We start from the raw sequence: 18449 nt of genomic DNA on the forward strand, positions 1-18449 counted from the left end.
GCGCCGACCGAACTCAGACACCGACCGACCCTGCAGACGACACTCAGAGCTTTTGTGCGTCCCGTGCCTGCTGTGCCCGCTCGTCGGCCTGTGCGAGTCGGTTCTCCGTCGCGCGGGCGAGTCCGGGCGGCAGGCCGTCGCGGGCCGCGGCGAGGCGGTCCTGTGCCCGAACCAGCCGGTCGGCCAGCGCGTCCAGCGCCGCGTCCGCGTTCCCCCGGTCGCCGGCCTCGGCGCGTTCGGCGGCGCGGCGCGCCTGGTCGGTGATCGCGGCGAGTGCCCGCGTCAGCCCACGCACCGGACCGGGGTCGGGTCGCCCGTCGTCGGTGGCGGTCCCGCCGTCGGTCGCACCGCTTCCACCGTCGGTGGTGCCGTCGTCACCGCCGGCCGCACCGTCCCCCGACCCGCCGGAACCGGAGCCGTCAGTCGCCGTGGCCGTCGTCTCGGTCGCGGTCGCCTCGCGCGCCTCGTCTGTCGTCTCCGTCTCGTCCGTCTCCCGTCCGGCGGCCGACGCGATCTGAGCGCGGGTCTCCTCGGACACGTCCGCGAGATACCTCGCCAGCACCGCCTTCCCGGTGCCGGGGTTCTCGACGCGAACCGACGACTCGTCTCCGGGGTTGACGCGGAACGCACCCACCTCGCTGTCGCTGTCGCGGACCTCGGTCGTGAACGCGCCGCCCCGGTGGAGGTACACCGCGTCCGGGCCGGACAACGGCGCGTCGTACAGCCGACCGGCGAAGTCGTCGTCGACCGCGAGGTCGGTCAACTCGCTGTCCGCTTCGCTCGGATCGACCGCCAACTTCACCGCGTCCTCGCGGGCGACGACCGGAATCTCGCCGTCGACGCCGGCGGTCGTCGGTCCCTCGTCGCCGACCGACACCTGCTCGCTGTGCGGGGCGGTCCCCGCCCGGTTCACCGTCAGTCGGTGGTCGCCGGCCGGCACGTCCCGGAGGACTGCGGTCCCCCGGAACGTCGGCACCGCCTCGGGATCGCTCTCCAAGAGGACCGCCGACTCGACCGTGCTCTCCTCGGTCGTCAGGCCCTCGCCCTCGGGCGCGTCGTCGTTCGTCACCGTCTCTCTGACCGACGCGAGCACGGTGTTGACCGGCGAGGGGTCGCCGACGGCGTCGTACCGGTCCGCGAGCGCCTGCCGGTGGCCGGGGTCGGTGATATCTGCGGCGGGGTTCTCGTACCGCTCCTGTGTCCACGGCGGACTCGTCGTCGTGATGTGGCCCGCGATCGCGTCCTCTGCGATCTTCGGCACCGCGAACTCGAAGCTCAACTGCGGGCCGGTGAACGCCGCGATCCCCTCCACCTCGCTCGTCGGCGTCAACTCGTAGGGCACGTCGTCCGACTCGCCGCCGTCCCTGTCGGCGTGGCGGAACCGGATCGCCGTCTCCCGGGCCGGCAGGTCGGTCGGGGGCGACGACAGCGCGTCGAACGACCGGACCGTCACCGCCTCGCCGACGAGGTCGCGTTCGCCGAGACTCGGCAGGTCGGGGTGCTCGTAGAGCGGCGCGCCGTCGAGTTCCGGGACGACGTAGGGCAGTCGCGCCCCCTCGTCGCGCGGCAGGCCGTAAGCGACCGGGAGGTCCGCGAGGTCCTCGACGCCCTCCAGTGCGCTGTTGGTGATGTCGGCCAGGCCGCTCCCGGTCGGGAGGCGGTCGAACCGGTCCTCGCTCTCGTTGAGCGACAGCGCACTGGAGTGTGAGCCGAGTTCCGCGAGGATTCGCGGGACGGTCTCGGGATCGGGGTCGAGGAACTCGTTGTTCGGCACGCGCCGGGAGTGGGAACTGGCGACGAACAACTGAGGCTCCCCGCTGTCGGTGTCGACGAAGACGTGGAGCACCTCCCAGTCGTGCCAGTGGAAGTTCGTCGTGAACTGGTCGAACGCCGAGTAGAACCAGTACTGGACGACCGACAGCGGCGAGTCGGCGTAGCCGACGACGTTGTAGAACACCGCCGGGTCGGGCGGGGTCTCCGACTCTTGCATCGCCGAGGTGTACCCCTCCAGCGCGTCGAAGCCGTCGACGACCGTCTCGCCGTCCCGCTCCGATTCGTAGGGTCGCGGGTCGGTCGGGAACCAGCGTTCGTACCGGTCGAAGTACAGCGTCGGCGCGAACCGCTCGGCGAGCGTCTGCGCCTCGTCGTCGGGGACGGGAGTGGTGTCGCCGTCGTCGGCCGGTTCGGTCGCGCCACAGCCTGCGAGACCGGCGGTGCCCGCGCCCGCCAGCGTGCCGAGGAGTCGGCGACGCGAGAGGCCGAGGTCGCTCGACTGCGCGGTGTCGTCGGCCACGTTATCGCCCACCTCGTTGGGCTGCGGGTCGCGGGGCGTCCGGTCGGCCGGCGGCGGTGTGGCACCGCCGCCGAGTGCCAGTCGCTCGGCGGATCATGCCCCGGGGTAACGACGGGGGGAGAATAGGTCTTCTGACCGACGCCGGCTCAAACGCCCAGCAGCGTGGCGAACAGTCGGTAGAGCCCGAAGCCGATGCCGACCGACGCCACCAGCGTCAGGAGCCAGAACCCGAGCGTGACACCGATCTTCCGTCGGGAGACGCCCGCAGACCCGCCCGCGAGGCCGCCGCCGACGACGCCGGAGATGATGATGTTGTTGAACGAGATGGGGATGCCGAGCGCGATGGCCGCCTGCGCGATGACGAACCCCGGCACCAGCGCGGCGATAGAGCGCCGGACGCCGAGTTGGGCGTACTCCCTGGAAGTCGCCTGCAGGAGTCGCGGCGCGCCCATCCACGCCCCGCCGAGGATGCCGACCGCCCCGACCGCCAGCAGGACGATCCCCGGCAGTCCGAGTTCGCCGACGTAGAGGTTCTCCAGCGGACCGGTCGCCAGGCCGACCTGACTCCCGCCGCTGGAGAAGGCGACGAGACTCCCCAGGAGCACGAGGAAGGTCCGGACGCCGCGCTCGACCGACTGCTGGGTGCGCCGGCGGACGAACTGGAAGCTGACACCCGCGAGCAGGAGGGTCGCTACCACCGCCACGGGGTCGACACTGCCGACGACCGGCAGGGGGCCGACCGGCAGCAGCGAGCCGAGACCCACCACGCGCGCAGCGAACCCGGCGAGCGAGGCCTGCGTCGCGTCCGGCGGGGAGGGGATCACGGACAGTTGGAGGTTGGCGACGATGCCCCCGACCAGCCCCGCGAGCAGTGGCACGCCGACCGTCTCGGGGATGTCGTCCCGGCGGAGCAGCGTCGCGGTGAGGTAGGCGAGTCCACCCGACACCGGCGGCACGAGCACCCAGAAGGTGCCGATGCGGCGGTAGGTGTCGAACGCCGGGTCGCCGCCCAGCGAGAGGCCGACGCCGATCATCGCCCCGGTGGTGGCGAACGCGGCCGGCACCGGGTAGCCGGAGTAGACGCCGAAGGCCATGAACGCGGTCGCGGTCAGCAGGCCGGCGGTCGCCGCCAGCGACGTGATCGCCACGCCGTCGATCAGCCCCGCGCCGACCGTCTCGGAGATGCTCCCGCCCTGCGTCAGCGCGCCGAGTGCCGCGAGGATGCCGATGAGGAAGGCGGCCCGCATCGTGGAGATGGCGTTCGCCCCGATCGCGGGGGCGAAGGGCGGCGAGTTGCTGTTCGCACCGAGCGCCCACGCGGTCCCCAGCGCGGTCAGGGTGGCGAGCGCGAACAGCGCCCAGAAGGTCACCGTCGCCATCGCTCGCTCCCCTCCCGTCGGTCGTCGACGCACGCCGGCGTCGCCGGTCGCAGGCGGTTCACCGCCGGATCAGCTCCCCGAGTCGGTGCCACAGTCCCCCGACCGTGTCGCCGTCGCGGGCGACGAGCAGTGTCTGGTCGGTGCGGGCGACGACCGACCGCGGGACCGACCCGGCCAGTCGCCGCCGGAGCGGTCCCTGCCGCGTCGCGCCGAAGACGAGCACGTCGTAGTCGTCGGCGTCGGCGACGACCGCGTCGGTCACGTCCGGCGACTCGCGGACGACACGCGAGACCGGCACGTCACGACCCAGCGCGTCCACGGCGGCCTGCGCCTCGGCGAGCACCGCCTCGGTGTCCCGGTCGCCGGTCGGCGTCGCCACCGTGTAGCAGACGACCCGCGCGTCGTTCCGGTCGGCGATGGCGACGGCGACGCGCGCGGAGACGCCGACGTGCGGGCCCCCTGCGACCGGCAGGAGGACCGACTCGACGCCGTCCGCCTCTCTCCCGATCCGTTCGACGTACAGGTCACACGAGACGCGCTCCACGAGTCGGTCGACGGTCGTCCCGAAGACCGCGTCGCGTCGGCTGGTCGCGCCGGTCCACCCGACGACGAGCGCCGAGGGGTCCCACTGGTCGACCGCCGAGACGATGCCGCCCGCGACCGACCGGGCGACGACCACCTGTCGGTCGACACCGACGCCGGCCGGGGTCGTCGCACTCGCCAGGAGTTCGTGGCTGTCGTCGGCGAACTCCCGCCGGATCGTCTCGTCGTCGAAGACGCCGAACGGGGAGTCGTGGGGTTTGACCGCGACCGTGACGATCCGGACCAGTCCGCTCCCGAGGCGGGCGAGGTCGCCGGCAGTCCGGACCAACTGCTCGACGTGTGCCGGGTCGCTGACGGCGACCAGCACCGGACCGGCGTCTACCGCGTCGGGCGTGCCTGCGGTGCCGAGCGTGTCGGTCGAGTCCGGCGTGCCTGCGGTGCCGAGCGTGTCTGCCGAGTCGGGTGTGTCGGCAGTGCCGACCGTCTCGGCGGAGTCGGTCGAGTCCGGCGTGTCCATCGCTCGACCTTGGATGCGCCCCGTGAAAAGCGTTGGCGCGTCACGCGCCCGACAGACCGGACGCGGGCGTCGATCCGGGGGTCACTCGGCGGCCACCACGTCCTCGTCGGTCGGCCCCTGCCCGTCGAACTCGCGGACGAACCGGTCCAGCGTCCGGGGGTCGTCCGCGCCGGGCAGTCGCCGGTCGGCCGTCTCACACTCGGCGTCGACGCCGAGTTTCTCGCACACGAGGTCGGCCGTCGCCGCGGCCATCTGCCGGTAGGTCGTCAGCTTTCCGCCGACGATGGAGGCGGCGTTGCCGACGCCGTCGTCTGCGTGATCCAGTCGGAAGAACCCGCGCGAGATGCCGCGCGCGTTCCGACTCGCCTCGTCGGGCGCGTACAGCGGCCGGACGCCCCACCACTCCCGGATCGGGTCGGCGTCCGCCAGCGCCGGGAGCATCTCGGCACACTCCTCGATGGACACCTCGACCTCCCAGCGTTCCTGCTCGTAGTCGTCGGGGTCGTCGACGCGGACGCTGGTCGTGCCGACGACCGCCTCCGACTCGTGGGGGACGACGATGTCGCCGTCGTCGGGGTCGCGGCACCGGTTCAGGACCGGGCCGAGGCCCTCGTAGTCGAGCGACACCATCACGCCTCTGGTCGGTTGCATCTCGACGCCGACACCGAGCATCTCGCCGACCGAGCCGGCCCACGCGCCGGCCGCGTTGACCACGTAGTCCGGTTCGACCGTGTCGTCGACGTTCCCGCCGAGTCGCACCCCGGTCACGCGCTCGTCGGCGACCGTGATCGACTCCACCGGCGCGTGCGGGTGGATCGTCGCGCCGTGGTCGCGGGCGTCGGCGGCGTTCGCGGCGACCAGCCGAGAGGGGTAGACGACGCCGTCGGGGACTTCCATCGCGCGTGCCACGTCGTCTGCGAGGCCGGGGACGCGTTCCTGGGCTGTGGTCGCGTCGAGTCGCTCGACCGGGATCCCGATCTCCTCGCAGGCGTCGTACTTGCGCTCGAAGTAGTCCGCGTCGTCCTCGGCCAGCGAGACGAACAGGCCGCCGGTGTCGCGGATGCACTCGCCCGCGATGTCGCGGACGATCTCGTTCTCCGCGATGCACTCCTCCGCGCCGACCGCGTCGGCCTCGGCGTAGCGCGCGCCGCTGTGGAGCAGGCCGTGTGAGGTCCCGGACGCGCCGCTGCCGAGTCCGCCCCTGTCCACCAGCGTCACGTCCACGCCGCGCAACGCGAGGTCGCGCGCCACGCCCGCACCGGTCGCACCGCCGCCGATCACCAGTACCGTGTTGCGTGCCATACGTTCACTTGGGTCGAAGCGGCAAGACGTTGACGCCGGTCGCTCGCCGCCGTCGCTCTTCACTCGGGGTGCCGTGAACTCGGTCGCGATCGGTGGCGCGACGAGAATCTGCGCTGCTGTCGTGAGCGTCGCGTCCTCGCTCCGAGCGGTGACGGCAGTCTCACAGCCTCACGCTACTCCACAGCACTCGCCCCGTCCCGAACCAGTCCGTCGAGAATCTCCGGGGTCGTCGGGTGGTACGACCGGTCCGGAATCTCGCGCACGTCCAGCCCCATCTCCACCGCGAGTTGCATCGTCTTCGCCATCACGTCGGCGTGCAGATGTAGCCCCTGATACCCCAGCACGGTCCCGTCGGTGCCGACGACCAGCGAGGCCAACCCGCGCGGCGCGTCTTTCGTCTTGAACACCCCGTCGTCGCTCGCCCGCCGCGTCACGACGTGGTGGTCCAGTCCGGCCTCGACCGCCGACGCGGCCGAGTGGCCGACTCTGGCGTAGGGGTACGTCGCCAGCGCCGAGAAGACCACGTGGTGGTGGACGTTCTCGTACGCGACTCCCTCTTCGCCGCGAGCGTGCGCGAGGACGTTCTCCGCCGCCGTGAACCCCTGCTCTTTGGCGACGTGCAGGATCGGTTCCTTCCCGTTCACGTCCCCGACCACGAAGACGCGGTCGTCGTCCCGCGCCTGCATCGTGTCCCGCACCCAGTCCGGTCCCGGTTCTAGCCCAGTTCGGTCGAGTCCCAGTCCGTCCAGTGCGGGCCGGCGACCGGTGAACAGGAACAGTTCCTCGGCCTCCACGGTCTCCGGTTCCCCGTCGCGTTCGACGTGGAGGCGGACCCCGCCGTCTGCCGTCTGTTCGACGGACTGCTCGTAGCTGTTCGTCAGAATCTCCACGTCGAACTCGTCGCGGTAGATGTCGAGCAGTTCGTCGCCGAAGTCCGGGTCCGCCTCGTCCAGCGGCCGGGCGTCGTGTTCGATCACCGTGATCTCGTCGACGCCCGACTCCCGGAGGTACGGCACGAGTTCGAGACCGACGTAGCCGAACCCCATCACGATCCCCGACTCGGGGAGGCTGGTCGCGTCCAGCACGTCCGCGCTGGTCGAGTACGGCACCGACTCGATGCCCGGCAGGTCCGGCACGTTGTGGGCCGACCCGGTGGCGATCACGACGTAGTCCGCCTCCATCCGCTCGTCGCCGACCTGCACGACCCGGTCGTCCACGAACGTCGCCGTCTCGTGGTGGAACTCGACGCCCTCCCGGTCTGCGAGGTCGTGGACCGCCGCCCGGCGGTGCTCCGCGAAGCCCAGCACGTGGTCGTCTTTCGTCTCGACGACCGCGTCCAGATCGACCTCGGGGGGGTCGCCGACGAGTCGGTGGTCGTGGCGAACGCGGTAGCGGTGTTCGCCGGCCGAGATGACCTCTTTCGAGGGCATACAACCACGCAGGATACAGAGCCCGCCGCCGGGGTCGCCGTCGTCCACGAGCGTCAGGCGGTCGATCTCGGTGCCGACGTGGGGTGCCAACTCCCCCGCGACGGCGACTCCCGCGCTCCCGTACGCGCCGACGATCAGAACGTGCATACCGCGACGACGGCGGGGCGACAAAAAGTCGTTCCCCCGGTCGTGCGACGTCGGCGTCTGAGCGACTGTTCCCAGACCCTTCTATCGCCGCGCTACCGCGAGATCTCGTCGCCGGACTCGGCGACGACCGCCTCAACCTCCTCGGGGCGGATCACCGCCACGTCGCCGCCGACCGTGCGCTTCAGCGAGGCGGCGGCGGCCGCGTACTCCAGCGCCGTGTCTACGTCGTCGCCGCGAATCCGCCGCGCGAGAAAGCCCGCGACGAAGGCGTCACCGGTGCCGATCGCGTCGAACGTCTCGGTCTCGAAGGCCGGTTGTTCGTAGATCTCGTCGGCGTGGAGTGCGGTCGCGCCGCTGTCGCCGCGCGTCAGGACCACGGTGTCGAAGCCGTGGTCGGTGGCGAGGCTGTGGGCGATCTCGATCGGTGTGCCCTCGCGGTCGAGGACGTTCCGAGCGTCCCGGACCGGCGCGACGAGGGTGTCGATCAGCGGGAAGAGGTCGCGGTAGGTCTCCGCCGCCGTGTCGGGGTCCCAGAGCTTCGACCGGTAGTTCAGGTCGAAGGCGGTCCGCGTGTCGGCCTCGCGGGCGGCTTCCAGCAAGGTCCGGGTCGTGGCGAGGGTGGTCGGCGAGAGCGCCGGGGTGATCCCGGAGGTGTAGAACCTCTCGGCACCCTTGATCGCGGCGACCGGCAGTTCGTCGGGCGTGACGGTCGTCACCGCCGAGTCGGCCCGGTCGTAGATGACGTTCGTGCCACGCGGCGTGCCCCCGTGTTCGAGGTAGTAGGTGCCGAGGCGGTGGTCGTCGGGGTCGGCCCACGCGACCCCGGTTCGGACGCCGTGGCCCCGCAGTTCCCGCACGACGCGCTGACCGAGCGGCGACTTCGGGAGCTTCGACAGCCAGACCGAGTCGACGCCGAGCAGGGACGCGCCGCAGGCGACGTTGCTCTCCGCGCCGCCCGGTTGCACGTCGTAGGTGTCGGTCGTCTCCAGTCGGTCGCCGGCCGGCGGCGTCAGCCTGAGCATCGTCTCGCCGAAGGTGACGAGGTCGGTCATCGCGTGGTCCTCCGTGGTCGGTCTCGGGTCATACTCCCCGATTCGCCCCTCCCGGTTATAAGTCCCGGCGGGTGACTTCAGGGCGGGAGAAGCGAGTACGGACTCGGCTGACAGGTTCGCGCCCCCCGAGTGATTCGGCAGCGCCGACCGCGTGGTCAGTCCTCGCGTCGTCGCCCGGCGTGGCCGGGGTAGTCGCGCTCGAACCGGTCGTCGATCTCGCCCCGGTCGAACCGGACGACAGTCGGTCGGCCGTGCGGGCAGGCGAAGGGGTTCGCACAGTCGTCGAGTGCGTCGAGGAGGCCGGTCATCGACCCCTCGTGGAGCGACGTGTTCCCGGTGATCGAGGGGTAACACGCCAGGTCGGCGAGCAGTGCGTCGGCCACCGCGTCCACCGTCTCGTCCCCGTCCACGCCGTCTGCCACGAACGCCGAGAGCACGTCCCGAAGGAGGTCGGGGTCCAGTGCGTCGCCGAACACTGCCGGCACGGTGCGCACCTCGACGCTCCGGTCGCCGGTCCGTCCGGCGTGGAAGCCGACCTGCGACAGCGCGTCGGTGTACTCCGCGAACAGTTCGGTCTCTCTCGCGGTGAGTTCCAGCGTCACCGGTTCCGCGAGCGCCTGTGTCGGCGTGTCGCCGGCCATCGCGTCCTGCAGACGCTCGTAGTTCACGCGCTCGTCGGCGGCGTGCTGATCGAGCAGGAGGAGACCGTCGTCGGACTCGCAGACGAGGTAGGTGTCGTCGTACTGCCCGAGCACTCTGAGACTGGGGAGGCTGTCGTACTCGGCCTCGGGTCGGGCGTCGTCCCCGGTGAGTGTTCGCTGGCCGGTCGTGTCGCGGAAGCGGCGCGTCGAGTTCGCGTCGTCTCCCTCACTCCCTGTGGATGGGACTTCCCCACCCCCGGAGGATGGGCCCTCCCCGCCCCCGGAGGATGGGACCTCCCCGCCCCCGGAGGATGGGACCGCTGATGCGGTCCCATCCTCGGTCGCACTCCCGGTGGTCGTGCTCCCTCGTCGAGTGTCGGAGCGCGTCGCAGGAACCGACTCCGCGTCCCACGACTCGGCCGACTCCGAATCGTGGACCGACGCCGACTCCGAGTCGCCGGCTACCGACGACCCGGAGTCGCCAGCCACCGACGAGTCGGAGTCGGTCGTCGCACCATCTTCGGCCGACTCAGGGGCGCGCGCCGCCGGCGCGCGCCCCGGTCCGGGCCGGTCGTCGTCTTCGTCCGAGTCGGCGACTCCGGAGCCGACGACGCCGGGGTCCTCGGTCGAGTCGCGCTCGCTGTCGTTCCACCCGGACTCGGGGCTGAGTTGCGTCTCTGCGGGTGCCGACCGCCCGCGCGGGGCCGAGGAGCGCACGAGGCCGGCGTCCAGCAGGGCGTCCTCGACCGCCGACTCCACGCCCGCTTTCACGCCCGCCTCGTCGTCGAACCGGACCTCCATCTTCCGGGGGTGGACGTTCACGTCCACGGATTCGGGCGGCACCTCGACGAACAGGACGGCGAAGGGGAACCGATCGGGCGCGAGTTGCCCGCCGTAGGCGTCGAGGATGGCGTCCCGGAGGACCGACGCCCGGACGTACCGCCCGTTGACGAACGTCGAGCAGTAGTCCCGCGAGGCGCGGGTCGTCTCGGGGTGGCTGACGAGGCCGGTCACCGAGTGGACCGCGCCGGCGCGCGGGTCCGCGTCGACCCGGTGCATCGCCTCGGCGACCTCCCGCCCGTACACCGACAGGACGGTCGATTCGAGACTGCCGCGCCCCTCGGTGGCGAACACCTCCCGGTCGTCGTGTTCCAGCGAGACGGCCACGTCGGGGTTCGCCAGCGCGTACTGCGTGACGACCGTGTTGACGTGGTCGAACTCGGTCGCGTCGGTCTTCAGGAACTTCTTGCGAGCCGGCGTGTTGAAGAACAGGTCGCCGACTTCGACCGTGGTGCCCTCGGGACAGCCGGCGGGAGCCACGTCCACGACCTCGCCGCCCTCCATCCGGAGTTCGGTGCCCGCGCCCGACCCGCCACCAGCACCGGACCCGCCGCGCGGTTTCGACCTGATCGTCAACCGCGAGACCGCGCCGATCGTCGAGAGCGCCTCCCCCCGGAAGCCGAGGGTACCGACGCCGGCCTCCAGATCACCGATGTCCGAAATCTTGCTCGTCGTGTGCTCTTCGACCGCGAGTTCCAGTTGCTCGCGGCTCATCCCGATCCCGTCGTCACGGACGCGCACACCCTCCTTCCCGCCGGACTCGACCGCGACCGAGACGCGCGAGGCGTCGGCGTCGAGGCTGTTCTCGACGAGTTCCTTCACCGCCGACGCCGGGCGCTCGACGACCTCTCCCGCCGCGATTCGCTGGATGGTGTCCTGATCGAGCTGGTGGATGTCGGTCACGCGACCGCCCTCCCGTCGGTCGCGGTCGGACGCCGCCCCCCAGTCGCGGTCACCCGCGTCGCCTCGGTAGTCATCGCCCGGTGTGACGGGTCGGCGACCTATGAAACCCCTGTTCGGCGCGGTCGTTCGTCACTCGGTCGGCCGATCCGGTGCAGTCGCCCGATCCAGTGCGGTCGCCCGCCGGTCGTTCAGCAGTGGTCGCGCCGCGCTCGGCGGGAGCCACCGGTGGTCGGTGTGCTCGTCCGACAGCGAGACCTCGCGGTCGGCGCTCGTCGCCGCGTAGTAGACGAAGAACTTGCCCTTCTTCTTCTTCCGGCGCTTGCTGGCGGTGTAGACCGGTTCGGACACCCGCACGTCCAGTGTGGTCTCCTCGCGGACCTCCCGGAGCAGTGCCTCGCGGGGACGTTCCTTGCGGTCGATGCGCCCGCCGGGGAACTCCCAGTCGCCGTCGTTCGCGTCCCGGACGACGAGCACCTCGCCAGCGTCGCGGATCACGGCCTTCTGGGTCACGACCGCGCGCCACGTCTTACCCACGGCCGTCACCCCACACGCGGTAGTCGCTCACGTCTCGGGAGAGCGACCGGAACAGTATGAATCCCGCCCACGCTGGCAAAACAGGAGCGCCGGCGCGACACCGCTCGTCCGTGTCGACGTGCCGTCAGTCCCACGTGATCCACGCCAGCACCGCCAGCGCGACGGACTCCAGGACGTGGAGTGTCACCATCGCGCGCCACGCGACCGCCGGAACCGCAGTCGAGAACCACACAGACAGTGTCGGGTCGAGCAGGTAGTAGTACAGCGCAATCGCGTTCTCGGCGAACAGCAGGCCGGCGAAGGTCGCCATCCCGGCGGTGTGTTTCGACCGGAACCGGACCGCGTTCCGGACCCAGATCGTGCCGAGACCGACCAACAGCAGGAGGTTCGCGCCAGCGGAGAGGCGGGCGACCGTCGCCCAGATCGGTCCCGCACCGGTCACGAGCGGGATCATTCCTCGACGATGAACTGGCCGGCGACCTCCGTCACCTCCGACATGGTCATCGGCTCGTCCACGCCGTTCGGGAACGGCGACTCGACGTTCAGTTCGTTCAGGAACGCGGCGTGGCGTGCCTCGACGCTGTGGATACCGATCGCGGCCGAGAAGACGGCGTCGGCCGCGACGGTCCCGGCGGCCCCCGCGTAGGCCGCGACACCGGTGTTCTCGAGTGCCTGTGCGACCGCGAGGAACTCCGAGGCGGTCTCGTAGCCGAAGTCGTAGGTCGCCTCCTCGACCGGCGTCCCGCCGAGATCAGAGACCGTCTGGCTGATCGCGTCGACGTGGGCCGCCTCGTGGGCACCGACCGTGGCGAGGTGGTCCGGCACCTTCATGGTCAGGCCGTCGTCGTAGTCGGACAGGACGTTCGCGGACATCAGTTCGTCGTCGGAGAAGTTCTCCAGGCCGTCGCGGTAGAAGGCGTTCTCGAGGTGTTCGAGCGTCAGCGCGTAGTTCAGCACGTCCACGTCGCTCACGTCGTTGTCTGCCTTCCGGTCCTGCTCGGGTTCCTCGTCGTCGGTCAGCCCGTCGGGCAGGGACACGTCGCTGGTGATGAACTGCCCGGCGATGTCGACGACCTCGGCGACGGACCGAGCTTCGTCCACGCCGGCCGGGAACGGGGAGTCGTCGTTCACGAGGTTCAGGAACGAGGCGTGGCGCGCCTCGACACTGTGGATACCGGCGGCGGCCTGCAGGATCTCGTTGTTCACGATGGCGGGTGCCGCACCGGCGTACGCCGAGACGCCGGTGTTCTCCAGTGCCTTCGCGGTGGCGATGAACTCGGAGGCCGTCTCGTAGCCGAAGTCGTACTCGGCTTCCATGACGGGCGTGCCGCCGAGGTCCTCGATCGTCGCCGACAGCGCGTCGACGTGGGCCTTCTCGTGGGCACCGACGGTCTGCAGGAACTCCGGCACGTCCATCCGGACGGCCTCGCCGAACGGCGACAGCACGTCGGCCATCATCAGTTCCTCGTCGGCGAACTCGTCGAGTCCGTCACGGTAGAACGCGTTCTCGAGGTGCTCGAGCGTCAGCGCGTAGTTCAGCACGTCGACGTCCGGGTTCGGCGGCTCCATCTCGGTCGGCTCCTCGGTGGGCGTCTCCGTCGGCGTCGGCGTGTCGGTCGGCGTCATCGTCGGTTCCTCGGTCGCCTGCCCGCCGTCGCCGGAACAGCCGGCGATCGCGGCGGTGCCGGCGGCGGCCAGCCCTGCGATCATCTTCCGGCGCGTCGTGTGGCTCCGGAGGCTGTCGCCGGTGGTGTTTCCGTCGCCGGCCTCCGCATCCTCGTGGGTCGTGTGGCCGCGAAGTTCGGCGTGCTGGGCGTCGATGTCGAAGCGGTCGGTCGCGGACTGGGTCGCGTCGTGGGAGTCGCGTCGTGGGTCGGTCATTGGCTTCACTCCGTTCGAGTACCTATCAACTAAAGTGCATTTTCCGAACTGTGACCGAACCGCCTGAAGAATCTCTCCGGAGGTCGGGCGAAATCTCTCCAAAATTCGTCCGGAGTCGGTCTGGGGGTGATCGGTCGGCCTGTGGCTACAGCCAGTCGCTCTCGCGCAGTGCCGTCCGAAGGTCGGTCGGTTCGAAGTCGTACACCCGGTGCAGTCGGTCGGGATCGACCACGTCGGCCGACTCGGCCACGAACTCGGCGAACGTCGCCATCCCGCCACCCATCGCCTCGCGCGGGATCGGTCGCGGGTCGACCCCGTGACCCACCACGTCGCTCACCGCCTCGGCGAGTTCCGGCAGAGAGACGACCGCGCCCGCGAGTTCGATCGTCTCGCCCGCGAACCGGTCGGGGTCGCGGAACGCCCGGACCGCCAACCGGCCGACGTCGCGGTGATCGACGAACGCGAAGCGTTCTCCCTCGGGGATCGGAAACGACAGCGTCCCGGACGCGATCTCGTCCCGGTTCCGGGCGAGGTTGCTCACGAAACTGTGCGGGCGGACGATCGTCCAGCGCATCGGCGACTCGCGGAGTCGCTGCTCGACCGCGAACTTCGCGGCGACGTGCGGGACGTGACCCCCCGCACCGGCGTTCCCGCCGGAGGAGAAGACGAGGTGCCCGACGCCGGCCGCCTCCGCGGCCGCGACGACCGTCTCACCCTGTCGGCGCTCGGCGTCGGCACCACCGGTGGTCAGCAGGAACACGTCAGTTGCGTCGGTCTCGGCGAGCACGCGATCCATCGACTCCCGGTCGGTCGCGTCACCCTCGACGACCGTGACGCCGCGCTCTGCGAGGGCGCGGGCGCTCTCGCTGTCGGGGTCGCGGGTCAGACCGAACACCTCGAAGTCGGCGTCGTCGGCGAGCAGGGCGTCGACCACCGCGCCGCCCTGCCTCCCGGTCGCGCCGACGACGAGGACTCTCAGTCCCCTGCTCACGCCGGACCCACCTTCGGCGCGTCGTGAACGTACAGGTCGTCCTCCACGCAGTCGAGCAGGAACCGGGCCACGTCGGCCCGCGCGACAGCCTCGAAGCCCAGCGAGACGTCGCCGGCCGCGTAGTCACCTGCGCCCTCGCCGTCGACGAGTCGTGGGGCGCGGACGACCGTCCAGCGCGTGTCGCTCTGCTTGACGCGAGCGACGTGCTCGGCGGCGTCCGCGAGGACTTCGCGGGCGACCAACTTGAGCAGGCCACCCATCACCCGGCCGGTCATCGACACCGACTCCCCGTCCTCGCGGACGCCGGCACCGACGAGCGTGACGAACCGGTCCACCTCGTGGTCGGCCATCGCGTCGAGGACGTGGTCGCCGGCGACGGTCAACAGGTCGTCGGGGCTCCCGTCGGTCTGGCCGAGCGTGCTGACGACGGCGTCCGCGCCCGCGACCGCCGCCGAGACCCCCTCGCCGGTGTAGGCGTCGCCCTCGATCACGACGAGTCGGTCGTCGTAGTCGGCGGGCGAGAGGGGGAGTCTCTCGGCGTCGCGGACGAACGCGACGACGGTGTGGCCGTGGTCGAGTGCCCGTTCGACGAGGGGGAGACCGGTTCTGCCACTCGCGCCGAAGACGGCGATACGCCGAGAAGCCGATTCGTCTGCTGTCATGCCCTTCGATACGGCTTCTGAAGTGAAATACTGTGAACTTCGAAGTATCGGAGTCACTACGAAGTCGGGGAGTGAGCGCCGAGGCTCCCGAGAGCGAAGTTTATCGCTTCAGCTGTCGTAGTGACCCGGATGACGGCCGGTAGTTCGGACACGAGTGGTGAGATCGCGAGGAAGACAGCCGACGACACCGGCGACTGCTCGCGCGGGCAGTTCTCAGCGGCCGAGGTGGCGCGCATCGACGGCACCGTCGCGGACCTGTTGACCCTGCTCGGGAGGGCACACACGATGGCGATTCTGCGCGTCTTCGCCGACGAGTCGGGGCCACTGCGCTTCTCGGAGATCGAGTCTGCGCTGGGAATCTCGCCGAACACGCTCTCGGAGCGCCTGAAGGAGTTGACGGCGACCGGGTTGCTCACGCGGTCCGCGTACAACGAGATCCCGCCCCGGGTGGAGTACGCCGCGACCGACCGCGCCGAGGCACTGTTTCCGGTGTTCGGCCACCTCGCAGACTGGGCGCGGAGTCACGAACTGGACACACTCGAAGCGTGAGCGGGCAGAAGTCACGGCGTGCGGCGGCGGAGACCGAGGCGTGCGTTGTCAGGGAGCCACCGTGTCCCGGCCACGAGTCAGTGCGCCGACGCTGGCGACGGCCGCGACGACGTGCATCGACGCGAGGCTGAGCAGGACGCCGAGCGTCACCGCCGGGTCCGAGAGGTACAGCGCGACGTTCGGCGCGAACGACAGCAGGAGCGCCACGGCCGCGACCCGGACGAAGGTCCGATCCGGGTCCGTCACCCGGCGTGCGAGCAGGGCGTAGACGACGGTCGCGCCGAGTGCCCCGAGCAGGGAGACGAAGATCACTGGTCCGTACGCGAGTGCCATGAACGGCGGGACCGCCCCCGACGCGAGGATGGCGGCCAACAGCAGGGCGTTGGCGGCGGCCGAGAGCAGGAGTGCGAGCGCCCCCCGGCGGACTATCGCGGTGGTGGTGAAGCGAGCGGTGGTGACTCCGGTGGTCGAGTCGAGTGACTCGGAGACGGTAGTTGACACGAGTGAGATACGCCCGCTGAGAGCATGAACGTACGTCGTGGTGTGTGGTATCACTGCTGTAGTGTGGTCGATTCCCCGGGTCGGAAGCGTCGGAACAGACCGGACCGCCACCGATCGAGTCCGGGCGCAATCCAGACAACCTAAGACGATCCACACAGTACCCCGTGTCGTGCCGCAGTTCCACTACCCCTGTCCCGGCTGTTCGACCACGAACAGCCTCCACCGCGCCGACTGCCAGTTCGAGGGCGTCGCGTGGCAGGCAGTGGAGAAGGCCTACACCGACATCGTCGCCCGACTCGCGGCCGGTCCGACCCCGGAGGCCGCCCTGCGCGACGCGGTCCACGGCGAGTGGGACGCGCTCCACCAGTCCGCGCTGCAGCGCCTCCAGCGCAACGAGCGTGTCGTCGAGGAGGAGGGGAACCTCCGCCTGCTGACCGCCGCCGAGTACAAGGAGCGCGTCTCCGAACCGACCCGCGAGCCGATGGCGACCCTCTACCGGAAGGGGAGCGTGCCGGGCTGTCACGACAACGCCGTCTTCGCCATGATCGCGTGGTACGAGTTCGTCGGCCTGTCGTGGCCCGAGACGAAGGAGAACGTCGTGGCGTGGCTCCGCGACTCGGGGTCGTGGGAGCGTGGCGGCTTCGAGGAGGCCACGCCGGGCGAACTCGTCGAGAAGAAACGCCACGTCTACGAGCAGGGGTACGGCTGGAAGGAGAAGGCCCGCGCCGCGAAGGCCGTCATCGACCGCCACGCCTGAGCGACCGGTCCGGCCCACGCTGTCGCTCCACTCGACTACGCCGAGCGATCACGCATCCGACTCGATCGCGCCGAGCCATCGCTCACCACACAAACGTTACACGTCCCGCAGGCGTACTCCCGCCGAATGAGCGCACCCGAGACGGCGACCGCCGGCCAGTCCAGCGATGGATCGGCCATCCCCGCCGGTGGCTCCCGGCGCGCCGTCGCGACCGTCGTCGCCATCGTCTTCATCGATCTGCTGGGCTTCGGCATCGTCATTCCCATCCTCCCCTTCTACGTCCGGAGCTTCGGCGTCAGCGACGTGTTCATCGGCCTGCTGGCGGCCTCCTACTCGCTCACGCAGTTCGTCTTCGCGCCCTACCTCGGCCAACTCTCCGACCAGCGCGGTCGCCGGCCGGTCCTGATGCTCTCGCTGGCCGGGAGCGCCGTGGCGTGGACCGTCTTCGGACTGGCCGCCGAGACGACCGCGCTGTTCGGGGTGGTCGGTGGACTGGCGACGCTGTTCGCTTCCCGGATGCTCGCCGGTGCGATGGGCGGGAACATCGCCGCCGCACAGGCGTACATCGCCGACGTGACGCCCGCTGACCGACGGGCCGCCTCACTCGGACTCGTCGGGGCGGCCTTCGCGCTCGGCTTCGTCTTCGGCCCGGCAATCGGCGGCGTCTTCGCCAGCGACGCGGTCGTCTCGACAGCAGCAGGAATCTTCCCGTCGTTCGTCCCCGCGACCGTCTTCTCGTTGCCGAGTTTCGCGGCCGCCGGCTTCTCGCTGCTCGCACTGGTCGCCGCCGGGCTCTTTCTGTCGGAACCGGAGCGCCAGCGCACCGCCGCGAGGCGCGCGGGACTCGTCTCTCAGTTCGCCGACGCCCTGCGGAACACGAACCTGCGGGGGCTGGTCGTCGCCTTCTTCGTCGTCTCGGTCGCCTTCTCCGGGATCCAGGTGATGTTCATCCCCTACGCCGCCGACATCTACGGCTACGACGCGACGCAGGCCGCCTTCCTGCTCACCTACATCGGCGTGCTGGGCGTGCTGAACCAGGGGATCCTGGTCGGCCAACTGTCGAAACGCTACCGCGACAGTTCCATCGCGGTCGCGGGTGCGAGTCTCCTCCTCGTCGCACTCGGGACGATCCCGTTCGCACCCGAGATCGGGCGGGCACTCCTCCCGACCGTCGGCGGCCTGCCGTGGCTCACGCGGGAACTGCTCGCGCTGCTCGTCTTACTCGCCGGGCTGTCGGTCGGCAACAGTCTGTTGAACGTCGCGCTCTCGACACTCGTCTCCCGGTCCGCGTCGGCCGACGAGCAGGGGAGCGCCTTCGGCGTCACGCAGGGCGCGGGGAGTCTCGGCCGGACCATCGGTCCCCCGGCGATGGCGGCGCTGTACGCCGTCGTCGCCTACTGGTCGCCGTTCCTCGTCGGCGCACTCCTGATCGTCCCGATCGTCGCCATCCTCGTCGGCATCGCGCGGGCGGGACTATCGGGACCGGCGGAGCCGGCGACCTGAGACATCTCCCCCGGACGTGTCGGC

General features: G+C 70.6%; 16 protein-coding genes. 3 read left to right on the forward strand and 13 right to left on the reverse strand.

Annotated features, from left to right (window positions below; genetic code table 11):
• Window positions 1–43 precede the first annotated feature (43 nt).
• The 12 genes from LI337_RS14590 to LI337_RS14645 form a co-directional block, all read right to left on the reverse strand.
• Window positions 44–2293: a hypothetical protein gene (locus LI337_RS14590; RefSeq protein WP_227230617.1), complete on the reverse strand. Its 2250-nt coding sequence runs from the start codon at window positions 2291–2293 to the stop codon at window positions 44–46.
• Window positions 2294–2439: 146 nt separating this feature from the next.
• Window positions 2440–3672: an inorganic phosphate transporter gene (locus LI337_RS14595; RefSeq protein ID WP_227230618.1), complete on the reverse strand. Its 1233-nt coding sequence runs from the start codon at window positions 3670–3672 to the stop codon at window positions 2440–2442.
• Window positions 3673–3730: 58 nt separating this feature from the next.
• Window positions 3731–4732 (reverse strand): universal stress protein, encoded by a 1002-nt coding sequence (locus LI337_RS14600; protein ID WP_227230619.1) that lies wholly within the window; start codon window positions 4730–4732, stop codon window positions 3731–3733.
• Between the two features lie 81 nt (window positions 4733–4813).
• Window positions 4814–6034 carry an FAD-dependent oxidoreductase gene (locus tag LI337_RS14605; protein WP_227230620.1) on the reverse strand — a complete coding sequence of 407 codons (1221 nt, stop codon included), beginning with the start codon at window positions 6032–6034 and terminating at the stop codon, window positions 4814–4816.
• A 173-nt stretch (window positions 6035–6207) separates the two neighbouring features.
• On the reverse strand, window positions 6208–7611 hold the full coding sequence (locus tag LI337_RS14610; protein ID WP_227230621.1) for a dihydrolipoyl dehydrogenase family protein: 1404 nt from the start codon (window positions 7609–7611) through the stop codon (window positions 6208–6210).
• Window positions 7612–7703: 92 nt separating this feature from the next.
• Window positions 7704–8663: a bifunctional 2-dehydro-3-deoxygluconokinase/2-dehydro-3-deoxygalactonokinase gene (gene kdgK1 / locus LI337_RS14615; protein WP_227230622.1), complete on the reverse strand. Its 960-nt coding sequence runs from the start codon at window positions 8661–8663 to the stop codon at window positions 7704–7706.
• A 155-nt stretch (window positions 8664–8818) separates the two neighbouring features.
• Window positions 8819–11047, reverse strand: coding sequence for a DNA mismatch repair endonuclease MutL (mutL, locus tag LI337_RS14620; protein WP_227230623.1), 2229 nt, complete (start codon window positions 11045–11047; stop codon window positions 8819–8821).
• Between the two features lie 129 nt (window positions 11048–11176).
• A complete protein-coding gene (locus LI337_RS14625; RefSeq protein WP_227230624.1) occupies window positions 11177–11581 on the reverse strand; it encodes an NUDIX domain-containing protein in 405 nt (134 codons plus the stop codon).
• 124 nt (window positions 11582–11705) lie between these two features.
• On the reverse strand, window positions 11706–12035 hold the full coding sequence (locus LI337_RS14630) for a DUF8036 family membrane protein (protein WP_227230625.1): 330 nt from the start codon (window positions 12033–12035) through the stop codon (window positions 11706–11708).
• Complete coding sequence (locus tag LI337_RS14635) at window positions 12032–13462, reverse strand: ferritin-like domain-containing protein (RefSeq protein ID WP_227230626.1); 1431 nt, start codon at window positions 13460–13462, stop codon at window positions 12032–12034. Before LI337_RS14635 ends, LI337_RS14630 begins: the two co-directional genes overlap by 4 nt.
• A gap of 145 nt (window positions 13463–13607) precedes the next feature.
• Window positions 13608–14453, reverse strand: a complete 846-nt coding sequence (locus LI337_RS14640) for an NmrA family NAD(P)-binding protein (protein WP_227230627.1) — start codon at window positions 14451–14453, stop codon at window positions 13608–13610.
• Entirely contained in the window at window positions 14450–15115 is a 666-nt protein-coding gene (locus tag LI337_RS14645; RefSeq protein WP_227230628.1) for an NAD(P)-dependent oxidoreductase, read from the reverse strand. Before LI337_RS14645 ends, LI337_RS14640 begins: the two co-directional genes overlap by 4 nt.
• Before the next feature lie 129 nt (window positions 15116–15244).
• Here LI337_RS14645 and LI337_RS14650 point away from each other — a divergent pair, with 129 nt between their 5' ends.
• Window positions 15245–15664, forward strand: a complete 420-nt coding sequence (locus LI337_RS14650; RefSeq protein ID WP_227230629.1) for a winged helix-turn-helix transcriptional regulator — start codon at window positions 15245–15247, stop codon at window positions 15662–15664.
• A gap of 48 nt (window positions 15665–15712) precedes the next feature.
• Here LI337_RS14650 and LI337_RS14655 read toward each other — a convergent pair whose 3' ends face one another.
• Window positions 15713–16165, reverse strand: coding sequence for a DUF6069 family protein (locus tag LI337_RS14655; RefSeq protein WP_227230630.1), 453 nt, complete (start codon window positions 16163–16165; stop codon window positions 15713–15715).
• 169 nt (window positions 16166–16334) lie between these two features.
• Here LI337_RS14655 and LI337_RS14660 point away from each other — a divergent pair, with 169 nt between their 5' ends.
• Window positions 16335–16922: a DUF7474 family protein gene (locus LI337_RS14660; protein ID WP_227230631.1), complete on the forward strand. Its 588-nt coding sequence runs from the start codon at window positions 16335–16337 to the stop codon at window positions 16920–16922.
• 126 nt (window positions 16923–17048) lie between these two features.
• Window positions 17049–18425 (forward strand): MFS transporter, encoded by a 1377-nt coding sequence (locus LI337_RS14665; RefSeq protein WP_227230632.1) that lies wholly within the window; start codon window positions 17049–17051, stop codon window positions 18423–18425.
• The last annotated feature ends 24 nt before the right edge of the window (window positions 18426–18449 follow it).

This window comes from Salinirubrum litoreum, from assembly GCF_020567425.1.
GTDB classification, from domain to species: domain Archaea; phylum Halobacteriota; class Halobacteria; order Halobacteriales; family Haloferacaceae; genus Salinirubrum; species Salinirubrum litoreum.

Excerpts from the sequence above, each read along its gene's own strand:
- LI337_RS14595 (WP_227230618.1), bottom strand. The coding sequence starts at position 3,672 with ATGGCGACGGTGACCTTCTGGGCGCTGTTCGCGCTCGCCACCCTGACC.
- LI337_RS14610 (WP_227230621.1), bottom strand. The coding sequence starts at position 7,611 with ATGCACGTTCTGATCGTCGGCGCGTACGGGAGCGCGGGAGTCGCCGTC.
- LI337_RS14650 (WP_227230629.1), top strand. The coding sequence starts at position 15,245 with ATGACGGCCGGTAGTTCGGACACGAGTGGTGAGATCGCGAGGAAGACA.
- LI337_RS14605 (WP_227230620.1), bottom strand. The coding sequence starts at position 6,034 with ATGGCACGCAACACGGTACTGGTGATCGGCGGCGGTGCGACCGGTGCG.
- LI337_RS14600 (WP_227230619.1), bottom strand. The coding sequence starts at position 4,732 with ATGGACACGCCGGACTCGACCGACTCCGCCGAGACGGTCGGCACTGCC.
- kdgK1 (WP_227230622.1), bottom strand. The coding sequence starts at position 8,663 with ATGACCGACCTCGTCACCTTCGGCGAGACGATGCTCAGGCTGACGCCG.
- LI337_RS14665 (WP_227230632.1), top strand. The coding sequence starts at position 17,049 with ATGAGCGCACCCGAGACGGCGACCGCCGGCCAGTCCAGCGATGGATCG.
- LI337_RS14630 (WP_227230625.1), bottom strand. The coding sequence starts at position 12,035 with ATGATCCCGCTCGTGACCGGTGCGGGACCGATCTGGGCGACGGTCGCC.
- LI337_RS14645 (WP_227230628.1), bottom strand. The coding sequence starts at position 15,115 with ATGACAGCAGACGAATCGGCTTCTCGGCGTATCGCCGTCTTCGGCGCG.
- LI337_RS14635 (WP_227230626.1), bottom strand. The coding sequence starts at position 13,462 with ATGACCGACCCACGACGCGACTCCCACGACGCGACCCAGTCCGCGACC.